We start from the raw sequence: 16,346 nt of genomic DNA, 5'->3' as shown, positions 1-16,346 counted from the left end.
GCCCCGGCGGCCTTGTCCCTACCCGGGCCCACTAGCGCAGGAACCCTTCGTAGTTGCGCTGCATCAGTTGGCTCTCGATCTGCTTCACCGTCTCCAGGCCCACGCCCACCATGATGAGGACCGCGGTGCCGCCGAACGGGAAGTTCTGGAACTGCTGCTTGTCGAGCCAGATGAACATGAAGTTCGGCAGTACCGAGATCAGGCCCAGGTACAGCGACCCCGGCAGCGTGATGCGGCTGAGGATAAAGTCGAGGTAGTCCGCGGTCGGCCGGCCCGGGCGGATGCCCGGGATGAAGCCGCCGTACTTCTTCATGTTGTCGGCCACCTCGGTCGGGTTGAAGGTGATCGACACGTAGAAGTAGGTGAAGAAGATGATCATCAGGAAGTAGATGACGATGTGTTCCCACGCGGTCGCCGACACGATGTGGTCGTTCACCCACCGCTGCCAGCCGTTGAGGTTGTTCTGGTCGAAGAACTGGAGCAGGAGCTGCGGCAGGTACAGCAGCGACGAGGCGAAGATGACCGGGACGACGCCGGCCTGGTTGACCTTCAGCGGGATGTAGGTCGAGGTGCCGCCGTACATCCGCCGGCCGACCATCCGCTTGGCGTACTGGACCGGGATCCGCCGCTGCGCCTGCTCGATGAAGACCACGAGGGCGATGACCAGCAGCACCATGATGATGACCAGGGAGAACTTGCCCCAGCCCTGCTCACGGATCTTCCAACCTTCAGCGGGAAGGCGGGCGGCGATCGAGGTGAAGATCAGGACCGACATGCCGTTGCCGACGCCGCGGTCGGTGATCAGCTCGCCCAGCCACATGATGACGCCGGTGCCGGCCGTCATCGTGATCACGAGCGTCGTGAGGGTCAGCCAGTAGGGCATCCCCTCGCTGCTCATGTTGGGGATGATCGTGAACTGCGCGTCCGACTGCGGGCACTGATTGCCGAAGATGGTGCCGGAGCGGGCCAGCGCGATGAACGAGGCCGACTGGAGCACCGCCAGACCCAGCGTCAGGTACCGCGTGTACTGCGTGATCTTGGCCTGGCCGGACTGCCCCTCCTTGCGGAGCTGCTCGAACCGCGGCACGACCACGGTGAGGAGCTGCAGGATGATCGACGCGGTGATGTACGGCATGATGCCGAGCGCGAAGACCGACAGGGACAGCAGCGCGCCGCCGGAGAACAGGTTCAGCAGCGTGAAGACCCCGCTGGTGTCGTTCTCGGCGACCTTCAGGCAGTTCTGGAGGTTGACGTAGGAGACACCGGGGCCGGGCAGGGTGGCGCCCAACCGGTAGACGGCGATCATCCCGACTGTGAACAGCAGCTTCTTACGCAGGTCAGGCGTGCGAAACGCACTGAGAAAGGCGGAGAGCAAGTCTTTCCTCCTGCGCGAACGGCCGCGGGTGATGCGGCGTCGGGGTGAGTGGGCGGCGTCGCCGAGCGGCGGCGCGTGGGTGCCCGTCTATGGGTATCGAGCGTTGCTGGCAACGGACTCTAACAGTCCGACACGTACCCGGTGTGCACCACCTCGACAGAGATGCGCCCGCCGGTCGTCGTAAAGGGTCAGGTGACCGGTTTTATTCCCCCGACCCCGACGCGCGTGCGGCGAAGCTGCCCCGGCTCCTCGCGGACCCGGCGCACCTCCGCCGCAGCGCTACCCTCCGTGTCCGGCCGCCCGGGGGCGGGCGGCCGGCATCCTGCCTGTCTACAGCGTGGTGACCGAGCCGCCGGCCGCGCTGATCTTCTCCTTGGCGGAGGCGCTGAAGGCGTGCGCGCTGAGCTGGAGGGCGACCCCGTCCAGGTCCCCGTCGCCGAGGATCTTGACCGGGTGCCCGGCGCGGACGGCGCCGCGCTCGGCCAGCTCCAGCGGCCCGACCTCGCCGCCCTCCGGGAAGAGGGCCGCCAGGCGCTCCAGGTTCACCACCTGGAACGTGACCTTGAACCGGTTCTTGAAGCCCTTGAGCTTCGGCAGCCGCATGTGGATGGGCATCTGCCCACCCTCGAACGCCGCGGGGACGTTCTTGCGGGCCTTGGTGCCCTTGGTACCGCGCCCGGCCGTCTTGCCTTTGGAGCCCTCACCGCGACCCACGCGGGTCTTGGCGGTCTTGGCTCCCGGGGCGGGCCGGAGGTGGTGGACCTTGATCGTCATTACTCGACCTCCTCGACCTTCACGAGGTGGTTGACCTTGAAGATCATGCCCCGAATCTCGGGCCGGTCCTCCTTGACCACCACGTCGTTGATCCGCTTCAGGCCGAGCGAACGCAGGCTCTCGCGCTGGTTGTGCTTGGCACCGATGTCGGAGCGCAGTTGCGTGACCTTGAGACGTGCCATTACGCACCTGCCCCGGCGGCCTCGGCCCGGCGCCGCAGCATGGCGGCGGGGGCGACATCCTCGACCGGCAGGCCGCGACGCGACGCGACCGCCTCGGGCGACTCCAGGCCCCGCAGCGCGGCGACCGTGGCGTGCACGATGTTGATCGGGTTCGAGGAGCCGAGGCTCTTCGACAGGATGTCGTGGATGCCGGCGCACTCCAGCACCGCGCGCACCGGGCCACCGGCGATGACGCCGGTACCGGCCGAGGCGGGCTTGAGCAGCACGACACCGGCGGCGTCCTCACCCTGGATCGGGTGCGGAATCGTCGCGCCGATGCGCGGGACCTTGAAGAAGTGCTTCTTGGCCACCTCGACGCCCTTGGCGATCGCCGCGGGCACCTCCTTGGCCTTGCCGTACCCGACGCCGACGGTGCCGTCACCGTCGCCGACGATCACCAGAGCGGTGAAGCTGAACCGACGACCGCCCTTGACGACCTTCGCGACCCGGTTGATCGCGACGACCCGCTCAAGGTGCGGGGTCTTCTCGGCGGACGCGTTCCCGCGACCGCCCTCACGGCGGTTGTCGCGGCGACCACCCTCGCTGCCACCGGACCCGCCGCCACGGCGCTGTTGACCTGGCATCAGCAGCCTTCCTTCCTTCTCGTGACGGACTTAGTTGCGATCCTCGTCTGACTCACCGCACGCCCCGCTCAGAACTCGAGCCCGGCTTCGCGGGCGGCGTCCGCCAGCGCGGCGATCCGACCGGCGTACCGGTCACCGCCGCGGTCGAAGACGACGCGGTCGATGCCCGCGGCCTTCGCCCGCTCGGCGACCAGCGCGCCGACCTTCTTCGCCAGGTCGCTCTTGCTGCCCTCGGTGGAGCGCAGCGAGGCGTCGAGCGAGGAGGCGGAGACCAGGGTGCGGCCGACGGTGTCGTCCACGACCTGGGCCGTGATCTGCCGCAGCGACCGGGTGACGACCAGGCGCGGGCGGCCGGCGGTGCCGTTGACCCGCTTGCGGACGCGGAAGTGCCGCCGGGCCTTGCCGACCAGGCGCTTGGCCGCGACCCCGCCGCCACTGCGGCGCTTGAGGAGCGTGGCGCTCACTTCTTACCTGCCTTTCCGGCCTTGCGGCGGATGACCTCGCCCTGGTACTTGACGCCTTTGCCCTTGTAGGGCTCCGGCGGGCGGATCTTGCGGATGTTCGCCGCGATCTCGCCGACCAGCTGCTTGTCGATGCCGGAGATGTGGAACAGGGTCGGCTTCTCCACCGCGAAGGTGATGCCGTCCGGGGGGTTCACGACGACCGGGTGCGAGAAGCCCAGAGCGAACTCCAGGTCCTTGCCCTTGGCGACGACGCGGTACCCCGTTCCGTTGATCTCCAGCGTCTTCTTGTAGCCCTCGGTGACGCCGACGATCATGTTGCTGATCAGCGTACGGCTCAGGCCGTGGCGCTCCTTGGCCCGACGCTCGTCGTTGGGCCGGTTGACCTCGATCGTGCCGTCCTCGGCCCGGGCGACGGTGATCGGCTCGACGACCTCGTGGGAGAGTTCGCCCTTGGGTCCCTTGACCTTGACGGTCGACCCGTTGATGGTGACCTCGACGCCCGAGGGGACCGAGATCGGCTTACGTCCGATTCGCGACATTGCTCTTCCTCACCAGACGTAGGCGAGGACTTCCCCGCCCACCCCTCGCTTGCGGGCCTGCCGGTCGGTGAGCAGCCCCTGGGACGTGGAAATGATCGCCACGCCCAGGCCGCCCAGCACGCGCGGGAGCTCCTGCGACTTGGCGTACACCCGCAGGCCGGGCTTCGAGACGCGCCGGATGCCGGCGAGGCTCCGCTCGCGGCTGGAGCCGAACTTGAGGTCCACCACCAGCTTCTTGCCGACGACGCCCTCCTCGGGCTCCTCGACGGACCAGGCGGCGATGTACCCCTCGGCCTGGAGGACCTCGGCCACATTGGCCTTGATCTTCGAGTAGGGCATCACCACCCGGTCGTGGTACGCCTGGTTGGCGTTGCGCAGACGCGTCAGCATGTCTGCGATCGGGTCGGTCATCGTCATGGGAATGTCAGCCTTTCTCGCCGCGGTTCCCGCCGGTCAGCGGTGGGCCTTCGGCGAAGAGCAATAGCCAATTCCGGCAGCGCCGGCGTGACGCGCCGGCGTGCGGAAACTACCAGGAAGCCTTCGACACGCCGGGGAGCTCGCCGCGGTGGGCCATCTCCCGGACGCAGACCCGGCACAGTCCGAACTTGCGGAACACGGCCTTCGGACGCCCGCAGCGCTGGCAGCGGGTGTACGCACGCACGGCGAACTTCGGCTTCGCGGCGGCCTTGATGATCAGCGCCTTCTTCGCCATCTCGCTCAGTTCTCCTTGAACGGGAAGCCCAGGAGCTTCAGCAGCGCCCGGCCCTCGTCGTCGGTCTTGGCGGTCGTCACGACCGTGATGTCCATGCCCCGGGTCCGGTCGATCTTGTCCTGATCGATCTCGTGGAACACCGACTGCTCGGTCAGGCCGAACGTGTAGTTGCCGTTGCCGTCCAGCTTGCGCCCGTCCAGGCCGCGGAAGTCGCGGATACGCGGCAGCGCGATCGACAGCAGCCGGTCCAGGAACTCCCACATCCGGTCGCCGCGGAGGGTGACCTTCGCGCCGATCGGCATGCCCTCGCGCAGCTTGAACTGCGCGATCGACTTGGTCGCCCGGCGGAGCTGCGGCTTCTGACCGGTGATCGTGGTCAGGTCGCGCAGCGCGCCCTCGATGAGCTTGGAGTCCTTGGCGGCGTCGCCGACACCCATGTTGACCACGATCTTGACCAGACCGGGGATCTGCATGGGGTTGCCGTAGTCGAACTGCTCGCGCATCTTGCCGGTGATCTCGGCGCGGTAGCGCTCCTTGAGCCGCGGCATGGTCTTGGTTTCGGTCGCTGCCGTCATCACAGGTCCTTACCGGTACGACGCGAGACGCGGACCTTCTGGCCGTCGTCATCCACGCGGTAGCCGACCCGGCTGGCCTTGCCGTCCTCGCAGAAGGCCACGTTCGACACGTGGATCGGGGCCTCCTGGGTGACGATGCCGCCGGTCTGGCTGCCGCGCTGCGTCTGGCTGATCCGGGTGTGCTTCTTGACGCGGTTCACGCCCTCGACCAGGACCTTGTCCAGACGCGGGTAGGCGGCGAGCACCTTGCCCTGGCGTCCCTTGTCCCGGCCGGCGATGACGATGACCGTGTCGCCCTTCTTGATCTTCACGGTTTACAGCACCTCCGGCGCCAGCGAGATGATCTTCATGAACCGCTTGTCCCGCAGCTCGCGGCCGACCGGGCCGAAGATACGCGTACCACGCGGGTCGCCGCCGTCCTTGATGATCACGGCTGCATTCTCGTCGAACCGGATGTACGAACCGTCCGGGCGACGCTTCTCCTTGGCGGTGCGGACGATGACCGCCTTGATGACGTCACCCTTCTTCACACCGGCCCCGGGGATGGCCTCCTTGACGGTGGCCACGATGACGTCACCGATGCCCGCGTAGCGCCGACCGGAACCGCCGAGCACCCGGATGCACAGGATCTCCCGTGCACCGGTGTTGTCGGCGACCCGCAGTCGCGACTCCTGCTGAATCACGTCTCTCTCCTATGTCTGCCAGTCCTCCGGCACCGCCGGAGCTTGGAAGAACTCATCAGCGTGGCGGTGCCCGGTCGGGTCGACCGGGCACACACCGTGCGACTACTTGGCCTTCTCGATGACCTCGACCAGCCGCCACCGCTTCGTCGCGGACAGCGGGCGGGTCTCCATGATCAGGACGCGGTCGCCGATGCCGCACGCGTTCTGCTCGTCGTGGACCTTGAGCTTTCTCATCCGGCGCAGAACCTTGCCGTAGAGCGGGTGCTTGACCCGGTCCTCGACCTCGACGGTGATGGTCTTGTCCATCTTGTCGCTGATCACGAGGCCCTCGCGGACCTTGCGGCGGTTCCGCACCTCGGTCGTTGCCTCAGTCATTACGCAGTCACCTCAGTCGGCGCGACCGAGAGTCCCAGCTCGCGCTCACGCATGATCGTGTAGATCCGGGCGATGTCCCGACGGATGACCTGCAACCGACGGTTGTTGTCCAGCTGACCGGTCGCGGATTGCACCCGGAGGTTGAACAGCTCCGCCTTGGCCTCCTTCAACTGCGAGACCAGCTCCTCCTCGGAGAGTTCCCGCAGCTCGGCGGCCTTTACGCCCGCTGCCATCAGCTGTCACCCACTTCGCGCGTCACGATGCGGCACTTCATCGGGAGCTTGTGGATCGCGCGGCGCATCGCCTCACGCGCAATCGCCTCGTTGGGGAAGGACATCTCGAAGAGCACCCGACCCGGCTTGACGTTGGCGACCCACCACTCCGGCGAGCCCTTGCCGGAACCCATGCGGGTCTCGGCCGGCTTCTTGGTCAGCGCCTGGTCGGGGAAGATGTTGATCCACACCTTACCGCCACGCTTGATGTGCCGGGTCATCGCGATACGGGCCGACTCGATCTGCCGGTTGGTCACGTACGCGGGCTCCAGCGCCTGGATACCGAACTCACCGAAGACCACCCGGTTGCCGCCCTTGGACGCGCCGCTGCGGTCCGGGTGGTGCGGCTTGCGGAAGCCCTTCGGGGGCTTACGCGGCATCAGCATCGGTCAGCCCTCCTGCTGCTGGTCGGTGGCGGCTGGCGCCGCAGTGGGCTGCGCGCCAGCCTCGGCCGGGGCGGGGGCCGCCTCGACCGGAGCGGTGTTCGCGGTCGGCGCCGGGGCGTCGGACTGCGCCGCCGCGGCGCGACCGGCCTCGGTCCCGCCGGCGGTGGTGCCCGACGCGCCCGACCGGGTGCGGCGCGGGCGCTCGGCCCGCTCGCGGCGCGGCCGGCCGCCCGGCGCCTGCTCGGCCGGCTGCTCCCGGCCGGGCACCGCGTCGCCCTTGTAGATCCACACCTTGACGCCGATGCGGCCGAAGGTCGTGCGGGCCTCGAAGAAGCCGTACTCGATGTTCGCCCGCAGCGTGTGCGCCGGGACCCGGCCCTCGCGGTAGAACTCGGTCCGGCTCATCTCGGCGCCGCCGAGGCGGCCCGAGACCTGCACCCGGATGCCCTTGCAGAGCGGGTTCTTCATCGCCGACTGCATGGACTTGCGCATGGCGCGGCGGAAGCTGACCCGGCTGGAGAGCTGCTCGGCGACGGCCTGCGCGACGAGCTGCGCGTCCGACTCCGGGTTCTTGACCTCCAGGATGTTCAACTGGACCTGCTTGCCGGTCAACTTCTCCAGCTCGCCGCGGATCCGGTCGGCCTCGGCGCCCTTGCGGCCGATGACGATGCCCGGGCGGGCGGTGTGGATGTCGACGCGGACCCGGTCCCGGGTGCGCTCGATCTCCACCTTGGAGATGCCGGCCCGCTCCAGGCCCTTGGACATCATCTTGCGGATCTTGACGTCTTCGCCGACGTAGTCCTTGTAGAGCTTGTCGGACGCGTACCAGCGGGACTTCCAGTCGGTCGAGATGCCGAGCCGGAACCCGTGCGGGTGAACCTTCTGACCCATTACTCGGTCTCCTCCTCGGCCTTCTTGGCCGCCGGCTTGGCCTTCGGCCGCGGCGTCGCCGCGGCGATGGCCACCACGCCGATGGTGATGTGGCAGGTGCGCTTGCGGATGCGGTACGCGCGACCCTGTGCCCGCGGCCGGAACCGCTTCAGCGTCGGACCCTCGTCCACGAACGCCTCGCTCACCAGCAGGGCGTCCGGGTCGAGCTGCTCGTTGTTCTCCGCGTTGGCGATCGCGCTGGCCAGGACCTTGTACACCGGCTCACTGGCGGACTGCGGCGCGAACTGGAGCACCGTCAGCGCCTCCTTCGCGGGCAGACCGCGGACGAGGTTGATCACCCGGCGCGCCTTGGTCGGCGAGAGGCGCACGTGGCGCGCGCTCGCCCGAGCGCCCGGCAGCACCGGAGCGTCGTTGGTTGGCATCGCTGTAACCCCTTGATCCTCTACTCGGTCTTACCTACGCCGGCTCTTACGGTCGTCCTTCTCGTGACCCTTGAACGTGCGGGTCAGCGCGAACTCGCCGAGCTTGTGCCCGACCATCGACTCGCTCACGAAGACGGGGACGTGCTTGCGTCCGTCGTGCACGGCGATCGTGTGGCCGAGCATCTCGGGGATGATCGTCGAACGCCGCGACCAGGTCTTGATGACGTTCTTGGAGCCCTTCTCGTTCTGAACTTCCACCTTCTTGAGCAGGTGGTCGTCGATGAAGGGGCCCTTCTTCAGACTGCGTGGCATGGCGGACTAACCCCGCTTCCGGGTTGCGTAACGACGACGGACGATCAGCTTGTCGCTCGCCTGTCCCTTGCGGCGGGTGCGACCCTCGGGCTTGCCCTGCGGGTTCACCGGGTGGCGACCGCCGGAGGTCTTGCCCTCACCACCACCGTGCGGGTGGTCGACCGGGTTCATGGCGACACCGCGGACGGTCGGGCGCTTGCCCTTCCACCGCATCCGGCCGGCCTTGCCCCAGTTGATGTTCGACTGGTCGGCGTTGCCGATCTCGCCGACCGAGGCGCGGCAGCGCACGTCCACCCGCCGGATCTCGCCCGAGGGCATCCGCAGCGTCGCGTACGCGCCCTCGCGGCCCAGGAGCTGGATGCCGGTGCCGGCCGAGCGGGCCATCTTGGCCCCGCCGCCCGGGCGCATCTCCACGCAGTGGACGGTGGTGCCGACGGGGATGTTACGCAGCGGCAGGTTCGCGCCGGGCTTGATGTCAGCCCCGACGCCCTGCTCGACGCGGTCGCCCTGCTTCAGGTCCTTCGGCGCCAGGATGTAGCGCTTCTCGCCGTCGGCGAAGTGCAGCAGCGCGATGCGCGCGGTCCGGTTCGGGTCGTACTCGATGTGCGCGACCTTGGCCGGCACGCCGTCCTTGTCCGACCGCTTGAAGTCGATCAGGCGGTACTGCCGCTTGTGGCCGCCGCCGTGGTGCCGCGCGGTGATCTTGCCGTGCGCGTTGCGGCCGCCCTTCTTCGGGAGCGGACGCAGGAGCGACTTCTCGGGGGTGGAGCGGGTGATCTCAGCGAAGTCGGCGACGCTCGAACCACGACGGCCCGGCGTTGTCGGCTTGTACTTACGGATAGGCATTTTTTGTCACATCCTCAGCTGACCGGGCCGCCGAAGGCCTCGATGCGGTCGCCGTCGGCCAGCTTCACGATGGCGCGCTTGGTGCTCTTGCGCTGTCCGAAGCCGGTCTTGGTCCGCTTGCGCTTGCCCTCGCGGTTGGCCGTGTTCACGGTCAGCACGCGGACGTTGAAGATCTGCTGGATAGCGATCTTGATCTGGGTCTTGTTCGCGTCCGGGTGGACGAGGAACGTGTACCAGTTACCGTCCAGCAGCCCGTAGCTCTTCTCCGAGATGACGGGGGTCTGGATGATGTCCCGCGGGTCGGCGATCGTGCTCACTTGCCGGCCTCCTCGCTCTTCTCGGCCGGAACGCCCAGGAACTCCTCCAGGGCGTCCGTGGTGAAGACCACGTCGTCGGCCACCAGCACGTCGTACGTGTTGAGCTGGCCCGACTCGATCAGGTGCACGCCCTCGCGGGCGAGGTTGCGCAGCGACATCCAGTTGACCTCGTCCTCGACGCCGAGGACGACCAGGACCCTCCGGGCCTGGGTCACCGCGCGCAGGGTGGTCAGCGCCGCCTTCGTCGACGGCGTCTCGCCGCTGACGAAAGCCTCGACCACGTGCACCTGGCCGGCGCGCGCCCGGTCGGAGAGGGCACCGCGCAGGGCGGCGGCCTTCATCTTCTTGGGGGTGCGCTGGCTGTAGTCGCGCGGCACCGGGCCGTGGACCACGCCGCCGCCGGCGAACTGCGGGGCGCGGATCGATCCCTGGCGGGCGCGGCCGGTGCCCTTCTGCTTGTACGGCTTCTTGCCGCCGCCGGAGACCTCGGCGCGGGTCTTCACCTTGTGCGTGCCCTGGCGGGCCGCGGCGAGCTGGGCCACGACCACCTGGTGCATCAGCGGGATGCTCGCCTGGGCGTCGAAGATGTCGCCGGGCAGCTCGACGGAGCCGTTCTTCTTTCCGGTCGCGTCGATGACGTCTACCGCGCTCATGCCTTCGCACCACCCTTCGCTGCGGTACGGATCAGGACGAGCGCGCCGGCCGGGCCGGGTACGGCGCCCTTGATCAGGATCAGGTTCTTCTCGGTGTCGACCGCCTGCACCGTCAGGTTCTGCACGGTGAAGCGGCGGCCGCCCATGCGGCCGGCCATGCGCAGTCCCTTGAAGACGCGGCCCGGGGTCGCGCAGCCGCCGATGGAGCCGGGCGAGCGGTGCTTGCGCTCGACGCCGTGGCTGGCCTTCAGACCGTGGAAGCCGTGCCGCTTCATGACACCGGCGAAGCCCTTGCCCTTGGTCTTGCCGGTGACGTCGATGACCGCCCCCGCGGGGAAGGTCTCGGCGTTCACCTCCTGACCGAGGGCGTACTCGCCGGCGTCAGCGGTCCGCAGCTCCACCAGGTGGCGGCGCGGCGCGACGTCGGCCTTGGCGTAGTGGCCCTGAACCGGCTTGTTGACCTTGCGCGGGTCGATGTCGCCGTAGGCGAGCTGCACCGCCGAGTAGCCGTCCTTGTCCGCCGTGCGGACCTGGGTCACGACGCACGGGCCGGCCTGCACCACGGTCACGGGGACAACACGGTTGTTGTCCCAGACCTGGGTCATGCCGAGCTTGGCGCCCAGGATGCCCTTCACTTGCCTGTCCATGAGTTCGCAGTCCCTACAGCTTGATCTCGATGTCGACGCCGGCAGGCAGGTCGAGCCGCATCAGCGAGTCGACCGTCTTCGGGGTCGGGTCCAGGATGTCGATGAGGCGCTTGTGCGTGCGCATCTCGAAGTGCTCCCGCGAGTCCTTGTACTTGTGCGGCGAGCGGATCACGCAGTAGCGGTTGATCTCCGTCGGCAGCGGCACCGGGCCCGCGACGTGAGCACCGGTCCGCGTGACCGTCTCGACGATCTTGCGCGCCGAGGAGTCGACGACCTCGTGGTCGTACGCCTTGAGCCGGATGCGGATCTTCTGTCCCGCCATGATGGCTTCCGTTCCTTCTCTTCTGCGATCCCTCGCCGGCTCGAACGCCGACGCACCGACCTTTTCTCCGACCCCCGCGGTCGGGCGTGTCGCGTTGGCGGGCAGTCCCCGACACTGACGTGGAGCCAGTATCCGGACCCGCCCGGCGCGCCACACCGCCGGGCGGAAACTGCCCGGCGTGGACCTGACCTGCGGAAGTGGGGCGACGTGAAGGCCGGTGGCCTCCGGTCGCCGCGTGTGAGGGCCGGACCCTGGCATTCTCAGCTTCCCGTCAGCGTGCCTTGCACACCGTCAGGAACCTGAGACCCAGGGGCGACCGCCCGCTACGCAACCTGTTCATTATGCCGTACGCGTTACGGCATCCGAAATCGGGGGTGCCACCCCCTGGGGGCGGCCCGGTGCCCGCCCTCCGTAGCGCCGGAGGGCGGGCACCGTCCCACTACTTGATGATCTTCGTGACCCGACCGGCGCCGACGGTGCGGCCACCCTCGCGGATCGCGAAACGGAGGTTGTCCTCCATGGCGATCGGCTGGATCAGCGCGACCGTCATGTTGGTGTTGTCGCCCGGCATGACCATCTCGGTGCCCTCGGGCAGCGTGACGACGCCGGTGACGTCCGTGGTGCGGAAGTAGAACTGCGGGCGGTAGTTCTGGAAGAACGGCGTGTGGCGGCCGCCCTCCTCCTTCGAGAGGATGTAGACCGTGGCCTCGAAGTCGGTGTGGGGGGTGTTGGTGCCCGGCTTCACACAGACCATGCCGCGCTCGACGTCCTCGCGCTTGATGCCACGCAGGAGCAGGCCGACGTTCTCGCCCGCGCGGGCCTCGTCGAGGACCTTGCGGAACATCTCGATGGCGGTGACGGTCGTCTTCATCGACTTCTCGCGGATGCCGACGATCTCCACCTCCTCGTTCGGCTTCAGGATGCCGCGCTCGGCGCGACCGGTCACCACGGTGCCGCGGCCGGTGATCGTGAAGACGTCCTCGATGGGCATGAGGAACGGCTTCTCGATCTCCCGCTCGGGCTCCGGGATCGACTCGTCCACGGCGTCCATCAGCCCCATCAGGGCCTCCGACCACTGCGGGTCGCCCTCCAGGGCCTTGAGCGCCGAGACGCGCACGACCGGCAGGTCGTCGCCCGGGTACTCCTGGTTCGACAGCAGCTCGCGGACCTCCAGCTCGACCAGGTCCAGCAGCTCCTCGTCGTCGACCATGTCGCTCTTGTTGAGCGCCACGACGATGTAGGGAACGCCGACCTGGCGGGCCAGCAGCACGTGCTCGCGGGTCTGCGGCATCGGGCCGTCGGTCGCCGCGACCACCAGGATCGCGCCGTCCATCTGGGCGGCACCGGTGATCATGTTCTTCACGTAGTCGGCGTGACCGGGGCAGTCGACGTGCGCGTAGTGCCGCTTCTCGGTCTGGTACTCGACGTGCGCGATCGCGATCGTGATACCGCGGGCCTTCTCCTCCGGCGCCTTGTCGATCTCGTCGAACGGCGTGTAGGGGTTCAGGCTCGGGTACTTGTCGTGCAGCACCTTCGTGATGGCCGCGGTCAGCGTCGTCTTGCCATGGTCGATGTGACCGATCGTGCCGATGTTCAGGTGCGGCTTAGTCCGCTCGAACTTGGCCTTCGCCACTGGTGTCCTCCTGTGGACTTCGTACGTACGCCCCGCGTGCGGTGGTGCGCGCTAGGGACTCTGTCGACGGTCTCCCCGGGTGGCCCCGGGGAAGCCTGGTTGCGGCCGTCAGGCCCGGTGGGGCGCAATCCCGCCCCGACGTCCCGCGATCACTCGCCGGTCGCCTTGGCGATGATCTCCTTTGCCACGTTCTGCGGTACCTCGGCGTAGGAGTCGAACTGCATGCTGTAGCTGGCCCGGCCGGCCGTCTTCGACCGCAGGTCGCCGACGTAGCCGAACATCTCCGACAGCGGCACCAGGGCCCGGACGACGCGCGCACCGGCGCGCTCCTCCATAGCCTGGATGATGCCACGGCGGGAGTTCAGGTCGCCGATGACGTCACCCATGTTCTCCTCAGGAGTGGTGACCTCAACGGCCATCATCGGTTCGAGCAGCGCCGGGTCGGCCTTGCGGGCCGCGTCCTTCAGCGCCATCGAACCGGCGATCTTGAACGCCATCTCGGACGAGTCGACCTCGTGGTAGGCGCCGTCCATCAGCGTCAGCTTCACGCCGACCAGCGGGTAGCCCGCCAGGATGCCGAACTGCATGGCGTCCTGCGCACCGGCGTCGACCGAGGGGATGTACTCCCGCGGCACGCGGCCGCCGGTCACCGCGTTGGCGAACTCGTACGTCGGGGCGTCGTTGTCCAGCGGCAGCGGCTCCAGCGAGATGATGACGCGGGCGTACTGGCCCGAGCCGCCGGTCTGCTTCTTGTGCGTGTACTCGACCTTGTCCACCTTGCGGCGGATGGTCTCGCGGTACGCGACCTGGGGCTTGCCGATGTTGGCCTCGACGCCAAACTCGCGGCGCATCCGGTCGACCAGGATGTCCAGGTGCAGCTCGCCCATGCCGGCGATGATGGTCTGGCCGGTCTCCTCGTCGTTGTTGACCCGGAAGGTCGGGTCCTCCTCGGCGAGGCGCTGGATGGCGGTGGAGAGCTTCTCCTGGTCGGCCTTGGTCTTCGGCTCGATGGCGACCTGGATGACCGGCTCCGGGAACGTCATCGACTCCAGGATGACCGGGTTGGCCGGGTCGCAGAGCGTGTCACCGGTGGTGGTCTGCTTCAGACCCTGGACGGCGATGATGTCGCCGGCCTGCGCGGTGGCGCGCTCCTCACGCTTGTTGGCGTGCATCTGGTAGATCTTGCCGATGCGCTCCTTGCGGTCCTTGGTCGAGTTGACGACCTGGGACCCGGACTCCAGGGTCCCGGAGTACACCCGCACGTAGGTCAGCTTGCCCAGGTGCTTGTCCGTCTGGATCTTGAACGCCAGCGCGGCGTACGGACCCTTCGGGTCGGGCTGGCGCTGCATCGGCGTCTCGCCGTCCACCGCGGTGCCCTCGATCGCCGGCACGTCCAGCGGCGAGGGCAGGTACTCCACGACCGCGTCGAGCATGGGCTGCACGCCTTTGTTCTTGAACGCCGAACCGGTGAGGACCGGGTTGGCCCTGCCGGCGATCGTGGCGCGCCGGATGGCCGCCTTGATGTCGGCGACCGGGATGTCCTCGCCCTCCAGGTAGCGCTCCATGATGCCGTCGTCGACCTCGGAGAGGGTCTCCATCAGCTTCTCGCGCCACTCGGCGGCCTGCTCGGCGAGATCCGCGGGGATCTCCTCGACCGCGTAGTCCTCGCCCTTCTGCGTCTCGCCGCGCCAGGTCAGCGCCCGCATCTCGACCAGGTCGACGACGCCGATGTGCTCGCCCTCGGTACCGATCGGGATCTGGAGCACCAGCGGGGTGGCGTGCAGACGGTCGATCATCATCTGGACGCAGCGGAAGAAGTCCGCGCCCGTGCGGTCCAGCTTGTTGACGAAGCACATGCGCGGGACGTTGTACTTGTCGGCCTGCCGCCAGACGTTCTCCGTCTGCGGCTCCACGCCCGCCACGCCGTCGTAGACCGCGACCGCGCCGTCGAGCACCCGCAGGGAGCGCTCCACCTCGACCGTGAAGTCGACGTGTCCGGGCGTGTCGATGATCTGGATCGTGTGGCCCTTCCACTCGCACTTCGTGGCGGCGGAGGTGATGGTGATCCCCCGCTCCTGCTCCTGCTCCATCCAGTCCATGACCGCGGCGCCCTCGTGGACCTCGCCGATCTTGTACGTGATGCCGGTGTAGAACAGGATCCGCTCAGTGGTGGTGGTCTTACCGGCGTCGATGTGCGCCATGATGCCGATGTTGCGAACCTTGGCGAGCGCGTCTGCGGCGGCCACTGCTTCGTCCCTACTTCGTCGTCGTCAGAAAGGGGCTGGTTACCAGCGGTAGTGCGCGAAGGCCTTGTTGGACTCCGCCATCTTGTGCGTGTCCTCGCGCCGCTTGACGGCGGCACCGAGGCCGTTGCTGGCGTCGAGCAGTTCGTTCATCAGGCGCTCGACCATGGTCTTCTCGCGGCGGGCGCGGGAGTACTGCACCAGCCAGCGCAGCCCCAGCGTCATGGCCCGGGCCGGGCGCACCTCGACCGGCACCTGGTAGGTGGCGCCGCCGACGCGCCGGCTGCGGACCTCCAGGGTCGGCTTCACGTTGTCCATCGCCCGCTTCAGGACGACGACCGGGTCGGTGCCCGACTTCTCGCGGGCGCCCTCCAGTGCCTCGTACACGATCTTCTCGGCGAGGCCGCGCTTGCCGCGGAGCAGGATCTTGTTCACCAACTGGGTGACCAGCGGCGAGTGGTGCACGGGGTCCGGCGTCAGCGGACGACGCGGTGCTGGGCCCTTACGCGGCATGTCAGCTCTTCTCCTTCTTCGCACCGTAGCGGCTACGGGCCTGCTTGCGGTTGCGAACGCCCTGGGTGTCCAGCGAACCGCGAACGATCTTGTACCGCACGCCGGGGAGGTCCTTCACCCGGCCGCCGCGGACGAGCACGATCGAGTGCTCCTGGAGGTTGTGGCCGACGCCGGGGATGTACGCCGTGACCTCAATCTGGCTGCTGAGCTTGACGCGGGCGACCTTGCGCAGCGCCGAGTTCGGCTTCTTGGGGGTGGTCGTGTAGACGCGGGTGCACACCCCACGCCGCTGGGGGCTCCCCTTCAGCGCCGGCGTCTTGGACTTGCTCAACTTCGCCTGGCGGCCCTTGCGGACCAGCTGCTGGATCGTGGGCACCGGGTCTCTCCGCTCCCTTACTGTTGACGCGCCTTCGCCTCGCGGCGCGACGGGCCTTTCGGCCGTCGTGGTACGGCCGCGCCGACTGCTGTGCCGACCCCGCCGGTAGGCCGGGCCGTGGTGCGCGGGCCGTTGCCGACCCCCGCGGTCGGGCGTGTCGCCCGACCTGCCGGACACCGGCCCTGCTCACGCGTACGCCGGTGTCTGGCGC

General features: G+C 68.3%; 26 protein-coding genes. All 26 read right to left on the bottom strand.

Annotation, left to right across the window (positions count from 1 at the left end):
• Positions 1–31 precede the first annotated feature (31 nt).
• Positions 32–1,375, bottom strand: a complete 1,344-nt coding sequence (secY, locus tag IEY75_RS01455) for a preprotein translocase subunit SecY (protein ID WP_189112304.1) — start codon at positions 1,373–1,375, stop codon at positions 32–34.
• Between the two features lie 330 nt (positions 1,376–1,705).
• A complete protein-coding gene (rplO, locus tag IEY75_RS01450) occupies positions 1,706–2,149 on the bottom strand; it encodes a 50S ribosomal protein L15 (RefSeq protein ID WP_189112303.1) in 444 nt (147 codons plus the stop codon).
• Positions 2,149–2,331: a 50S ribosomal protein L30 gene (gene rpmD, locus IEY75_RS01445; RefSeq protein ID WP_189112302.1), complete on the bottom strand. Its 183-nt coding sequence runs from the start codon at positions 2,329–2,331 to the stop codon at positions 2,149–2,151. Before rpmD ends, rplO begins: the two co-directional genes overlap by 1 nt.
• Positions 2,331–2,954 (bottom strand): 30S ribosomal protein S5, encoded by a 624-nt coding sequence (gene rpsE, locus IEY75_RS01440; protein ID WP_189112301.1) that lies wholly within the window; start codon positions 2,952–2,954, stop codon positions 2,331–2,333. The genes rpmD and rpsE overlap by 1 nt, the downstream gene beginning before the upstream one ends.
• Positions 2,955–3,022: 68 nt before the next feature.
• The gene (gene rplR / locus IEY75_RS01435; RefSeq protein ID WP_189112300.1) at positions 3,023–3,418 is read right to left on the bottom strand and encodes a 50S ribosomal protein L18; all 396 of its coding nucleotides are present in this window, start codon (positions 3,416–3,418) and stop codon (positions 3,023–3,025) included.
• On the bottom strand, positions 3,415–3,957 hold the full coding sequence (rplF, locus tag IEY75_RS01430; RefSeq protein WP_189112299.1) for a 50S ribosomal protein L6: 543 nt from the start codon (positions 3,955–3,957) through the stop codon (positions 3,415–3,417). Before rplF ends, rplR begins: the two co-directional genes overlap by 4 nt.
• Before the next feature lie 9 nt (positions 3,958–3,966).
• On the bottom strand, positions 3,967–4,374 hold the full coding sequence (gene rpsH / locus IEY75_RS01425; protein WP_189112298.1) for a 30S ribosomal protein S8: 408 nt from the start codon (positions 4,372–4,374) through the stop codon (positions 3,967–3,969).
• A gap of 109 nt (positions 4,375–4,483) precedes the next feature.
• Entirely contained in the window at positions 4,484–4,669 is a 186-nt protein-coding gene (locus tag IEY75_RS01420; protein ID WP_189112297.1) for a type Z 30S ribosomal protein S14, read from the bottom strand.
• Between the two features lie 5 nt (positions 4,670–4,674).
• Positions 4,675–5,244 (bottom strand): 50S ribosomal protein L5, encoded by a 570-nt coding sequence (gene rplE, locus IEY75_RS01415; RefSeq protein WP_189112296.1) that lies wholly within the window; start codon positions 5,242–5,244, stop codon positions 4,675–4,677.
• Complete coding sequence (rplX, locus tag IEY75_RS01410; RefSeq protein ID WP_189112295.1) at positions 5,244–5,555, bottom strand: 50S ribosomal protein L24; 312 nt, start codon at positions 5,553–5,555, stop codon at positions 5,244–5,246. Before rplX ends, rplE begins: the two co-directional genes overlap by 1 nt.
• A 3-nt stretch (positions 5,556–5,558) precedes the next feature.
• The gene (gene rplN, locus IEY75_RS01405) at positions 5,559–5,927 is read right to left on the bottom strand and encodes a 50S ribosomal protein L14 (RefSeq protein ID WP_189112294.1); all 369 of its coding nucleotides are present in this window, start codon (positions 5,925–5,927) and stop codon (positions 5,559–5,561) included.
• Between the two features lie 102 nt (positions 5,928–6,029).
• Positions 6,030–6,302, bottom strand: a complete 273-nt coding sequence (rpsQ, locus tag IEY75_RS01400) for a 30S ribosomal protein S17 (protein ID WP_189112293.1) — start codon at positions 6,300–6,302, stop codon at positions 6,030–6,032.
• A complete protein-coding gene (rpmC, locus tag IEY75_RS01395) occupies positions 6,302–6,535 on the bottom strand; it encodes a 50S ribosomal protein L29 (protein ID WP_189112292.1) in 234 nt (77 codons plus the stop codon). The genes rpsQ and rpmC overlap by 1 nt, the downstream gene beginning before the upstream one ends.
• Positions 6,535–6,960 carry a 50S ribosomal protein L16 gene (rplP, locus tag IEY75_RS01390; RefSeq protein ID WP_189112291.1) on the bottom strand — a complete coding sequence of 142 codons (426 nt, stop codon included), beginning with the start codon at positions 6,958–6,960 and terminating at the stop codon, positions 6,535–6,537. Before rplP ends, rpmC begins: the two co-directional genes overlap by 1 nt.
• A 3-nt stretch (positions 6,961–6,963) precedes the next feature.
• Positions 6,964–7,851, bottom strand: a complete 888-nt coding sequence (rpsC, locus tag IEY75_RS01385) for a 30S ribosomal protein S3 (RefSeq protein WP_189112290.1) — start codon at positions 7,849–7,851, stop codon at positions 6,964–6,966.
• Positions 7,851–8,273 carry a 50S ribosomal protein L22 gene (gene rplV / locus IEY75_RS01380; protein WP_189112289.1) on the bottom strand — a complete coding sequence of 141 codons (423 nt, stop codon included), beginning with the start codon at positions 8,271–8,273 and terminating at the stop codon, positions 7,851–7,853. Before rplV ends, rpsC begins: the two co-directional genes overlap by 1 nt.
• A 30-nt stretch (positions 8,274–8,303) precedes the next feature.
• Positions 8,304–8,585 carry a 30S ribosomal protein S19 gene (rpsS, locus tag IEY75_RS01375; protein WP_189112288.1) on the bottom strand — a complete coding sequence of 94 codons (282 nt, stop codon included), beginning with the start codon at positions 8,583–8,585 and terminating at the stop codon, positions 8,304–8,306.
• Positions 8,586–8,591: 6 nt separating this feature from the next.
• Positions 8,592–9,431 (bottom strand): 50S ribosomal protein L2, encoded by an 840-nt coding sequence (rplB, locus tag IEY75_RS01370; protein WP_189112287.1) that lies wholly within the window; start codon positions 9,429–9,431, stop codon positions 8,592–8,594.
• 14 nt (positions 9,432–9,445) lie between these two features.
• Positions 9,446–9,748 (bottom strand): 50S ribosomal protein L23, encoded by a 303-nt coding sequence (gene rplW / locus IEY75_RS01365; protein ID WP_189112286.1) that lies wholly within the window; start codon positions 9,746–9,748, stop codon positions 9,446–9,448.
• A complete protein-coding gene (gene rplD, locus IEY75_RS01360; RefSeq protein WP_189112285.1) occupies positions 9,745–10,401 on the bottom strand; it encodes a 50S ribosomal protein L4 in 657 nt (218 codons plus the stop codon). Before rplD ends, rplW begins: the two co-directional genes overlap by 4 nt.
• On the bottom strand, positions 10,398–11,048 hold the full coding sequence (gene rplC, locus IEY75_RS01355) for a 50S ribosomal protein L3 (RefSeq protein ID WP_189112284.1): 651 nt from the start codon (positions 11,046–11,048) through the stop codon (positions 10,398–10,400). The genes rplD and rplC overlap by 4 nt, the downstream gene beginning before the upstream one ends.
• A 13-nt stretch (positions 11,049–11,061) precedes the next feature.
• On the bottom strand, positions 11,062–11,370 hold the full coding sequence (gene rpsJ, locus IEY75_RS01350) for a 30S ribosomal protein S10 (protein WP_189112283.1): 309 nt from the start codon (positions 11,368–11,370) through the stop codon (positions 11,062–11,064).
• 439 nt (positions 11,371–11,809) lie between these two features.
• Positions 11,810–13,003: an elongation factor Tu gene (gene tuf / locus IEY75_RS01345; protein ID WP_189112282.1), complete on the bottom strand. Its 1,194-nt coding sequence runs from the start codon at positions 13,001–13,003 to the stop codon at positions 11,810–11,812.
• A 149-nt stretch (positions 13,004–13,152) separates the two neighbouring features.
• A complete protein-coding gene (fusA, locus tag IEY75_RS01340) occupies positions 13,153–15,249 on the bottom strand; it encodes an elongation factor G (protein WP_189112281.1) in 2,097 nt (698 codons plus the stop codon).
• Positions 15,250–15,288: 39 nt separating this feature from the next.
• Positions 15,289–15,759, bottom strand: coding sequence for a 30S ribosomal protein S7 (rpsG, locus tag IEY75_RS01335; RefSeq protein ID WP_189112280.1), 471 nt, complete (start codon positions 15,757–15,759; stop codon positions 15,289–15,291).
• A gap of 1 nt (position 15,760) precedes the next feature.
• On the bottom strand, positions 15,761–16,135 hold the full coding sequence (gene rpsL / locus IEY75_RS01330; RefSeq protein ID WP_189112279.1) for a 30S ribosomal protein S12: 375 nt from the start codon (positions 16,133–16,135) through the stop codon (positions 15,761–15,763).
• Between the last annotated feature and the right edge of the window lie 211 nt (positions 16,136–16,346).

The sequence above is a fragment of the Pilimelia terevasa genome, from assembly GCF_014647915.1.
Lineage (GTDB): Bacteria > Actinomycetota > Actinomycetes > Mycobacteriales > Micromonosporaceae > Pilimelia > Pilimelia terevasa.
This window is presented reverse-complemented; position numbering and strand designations above follow the sequence as displayed.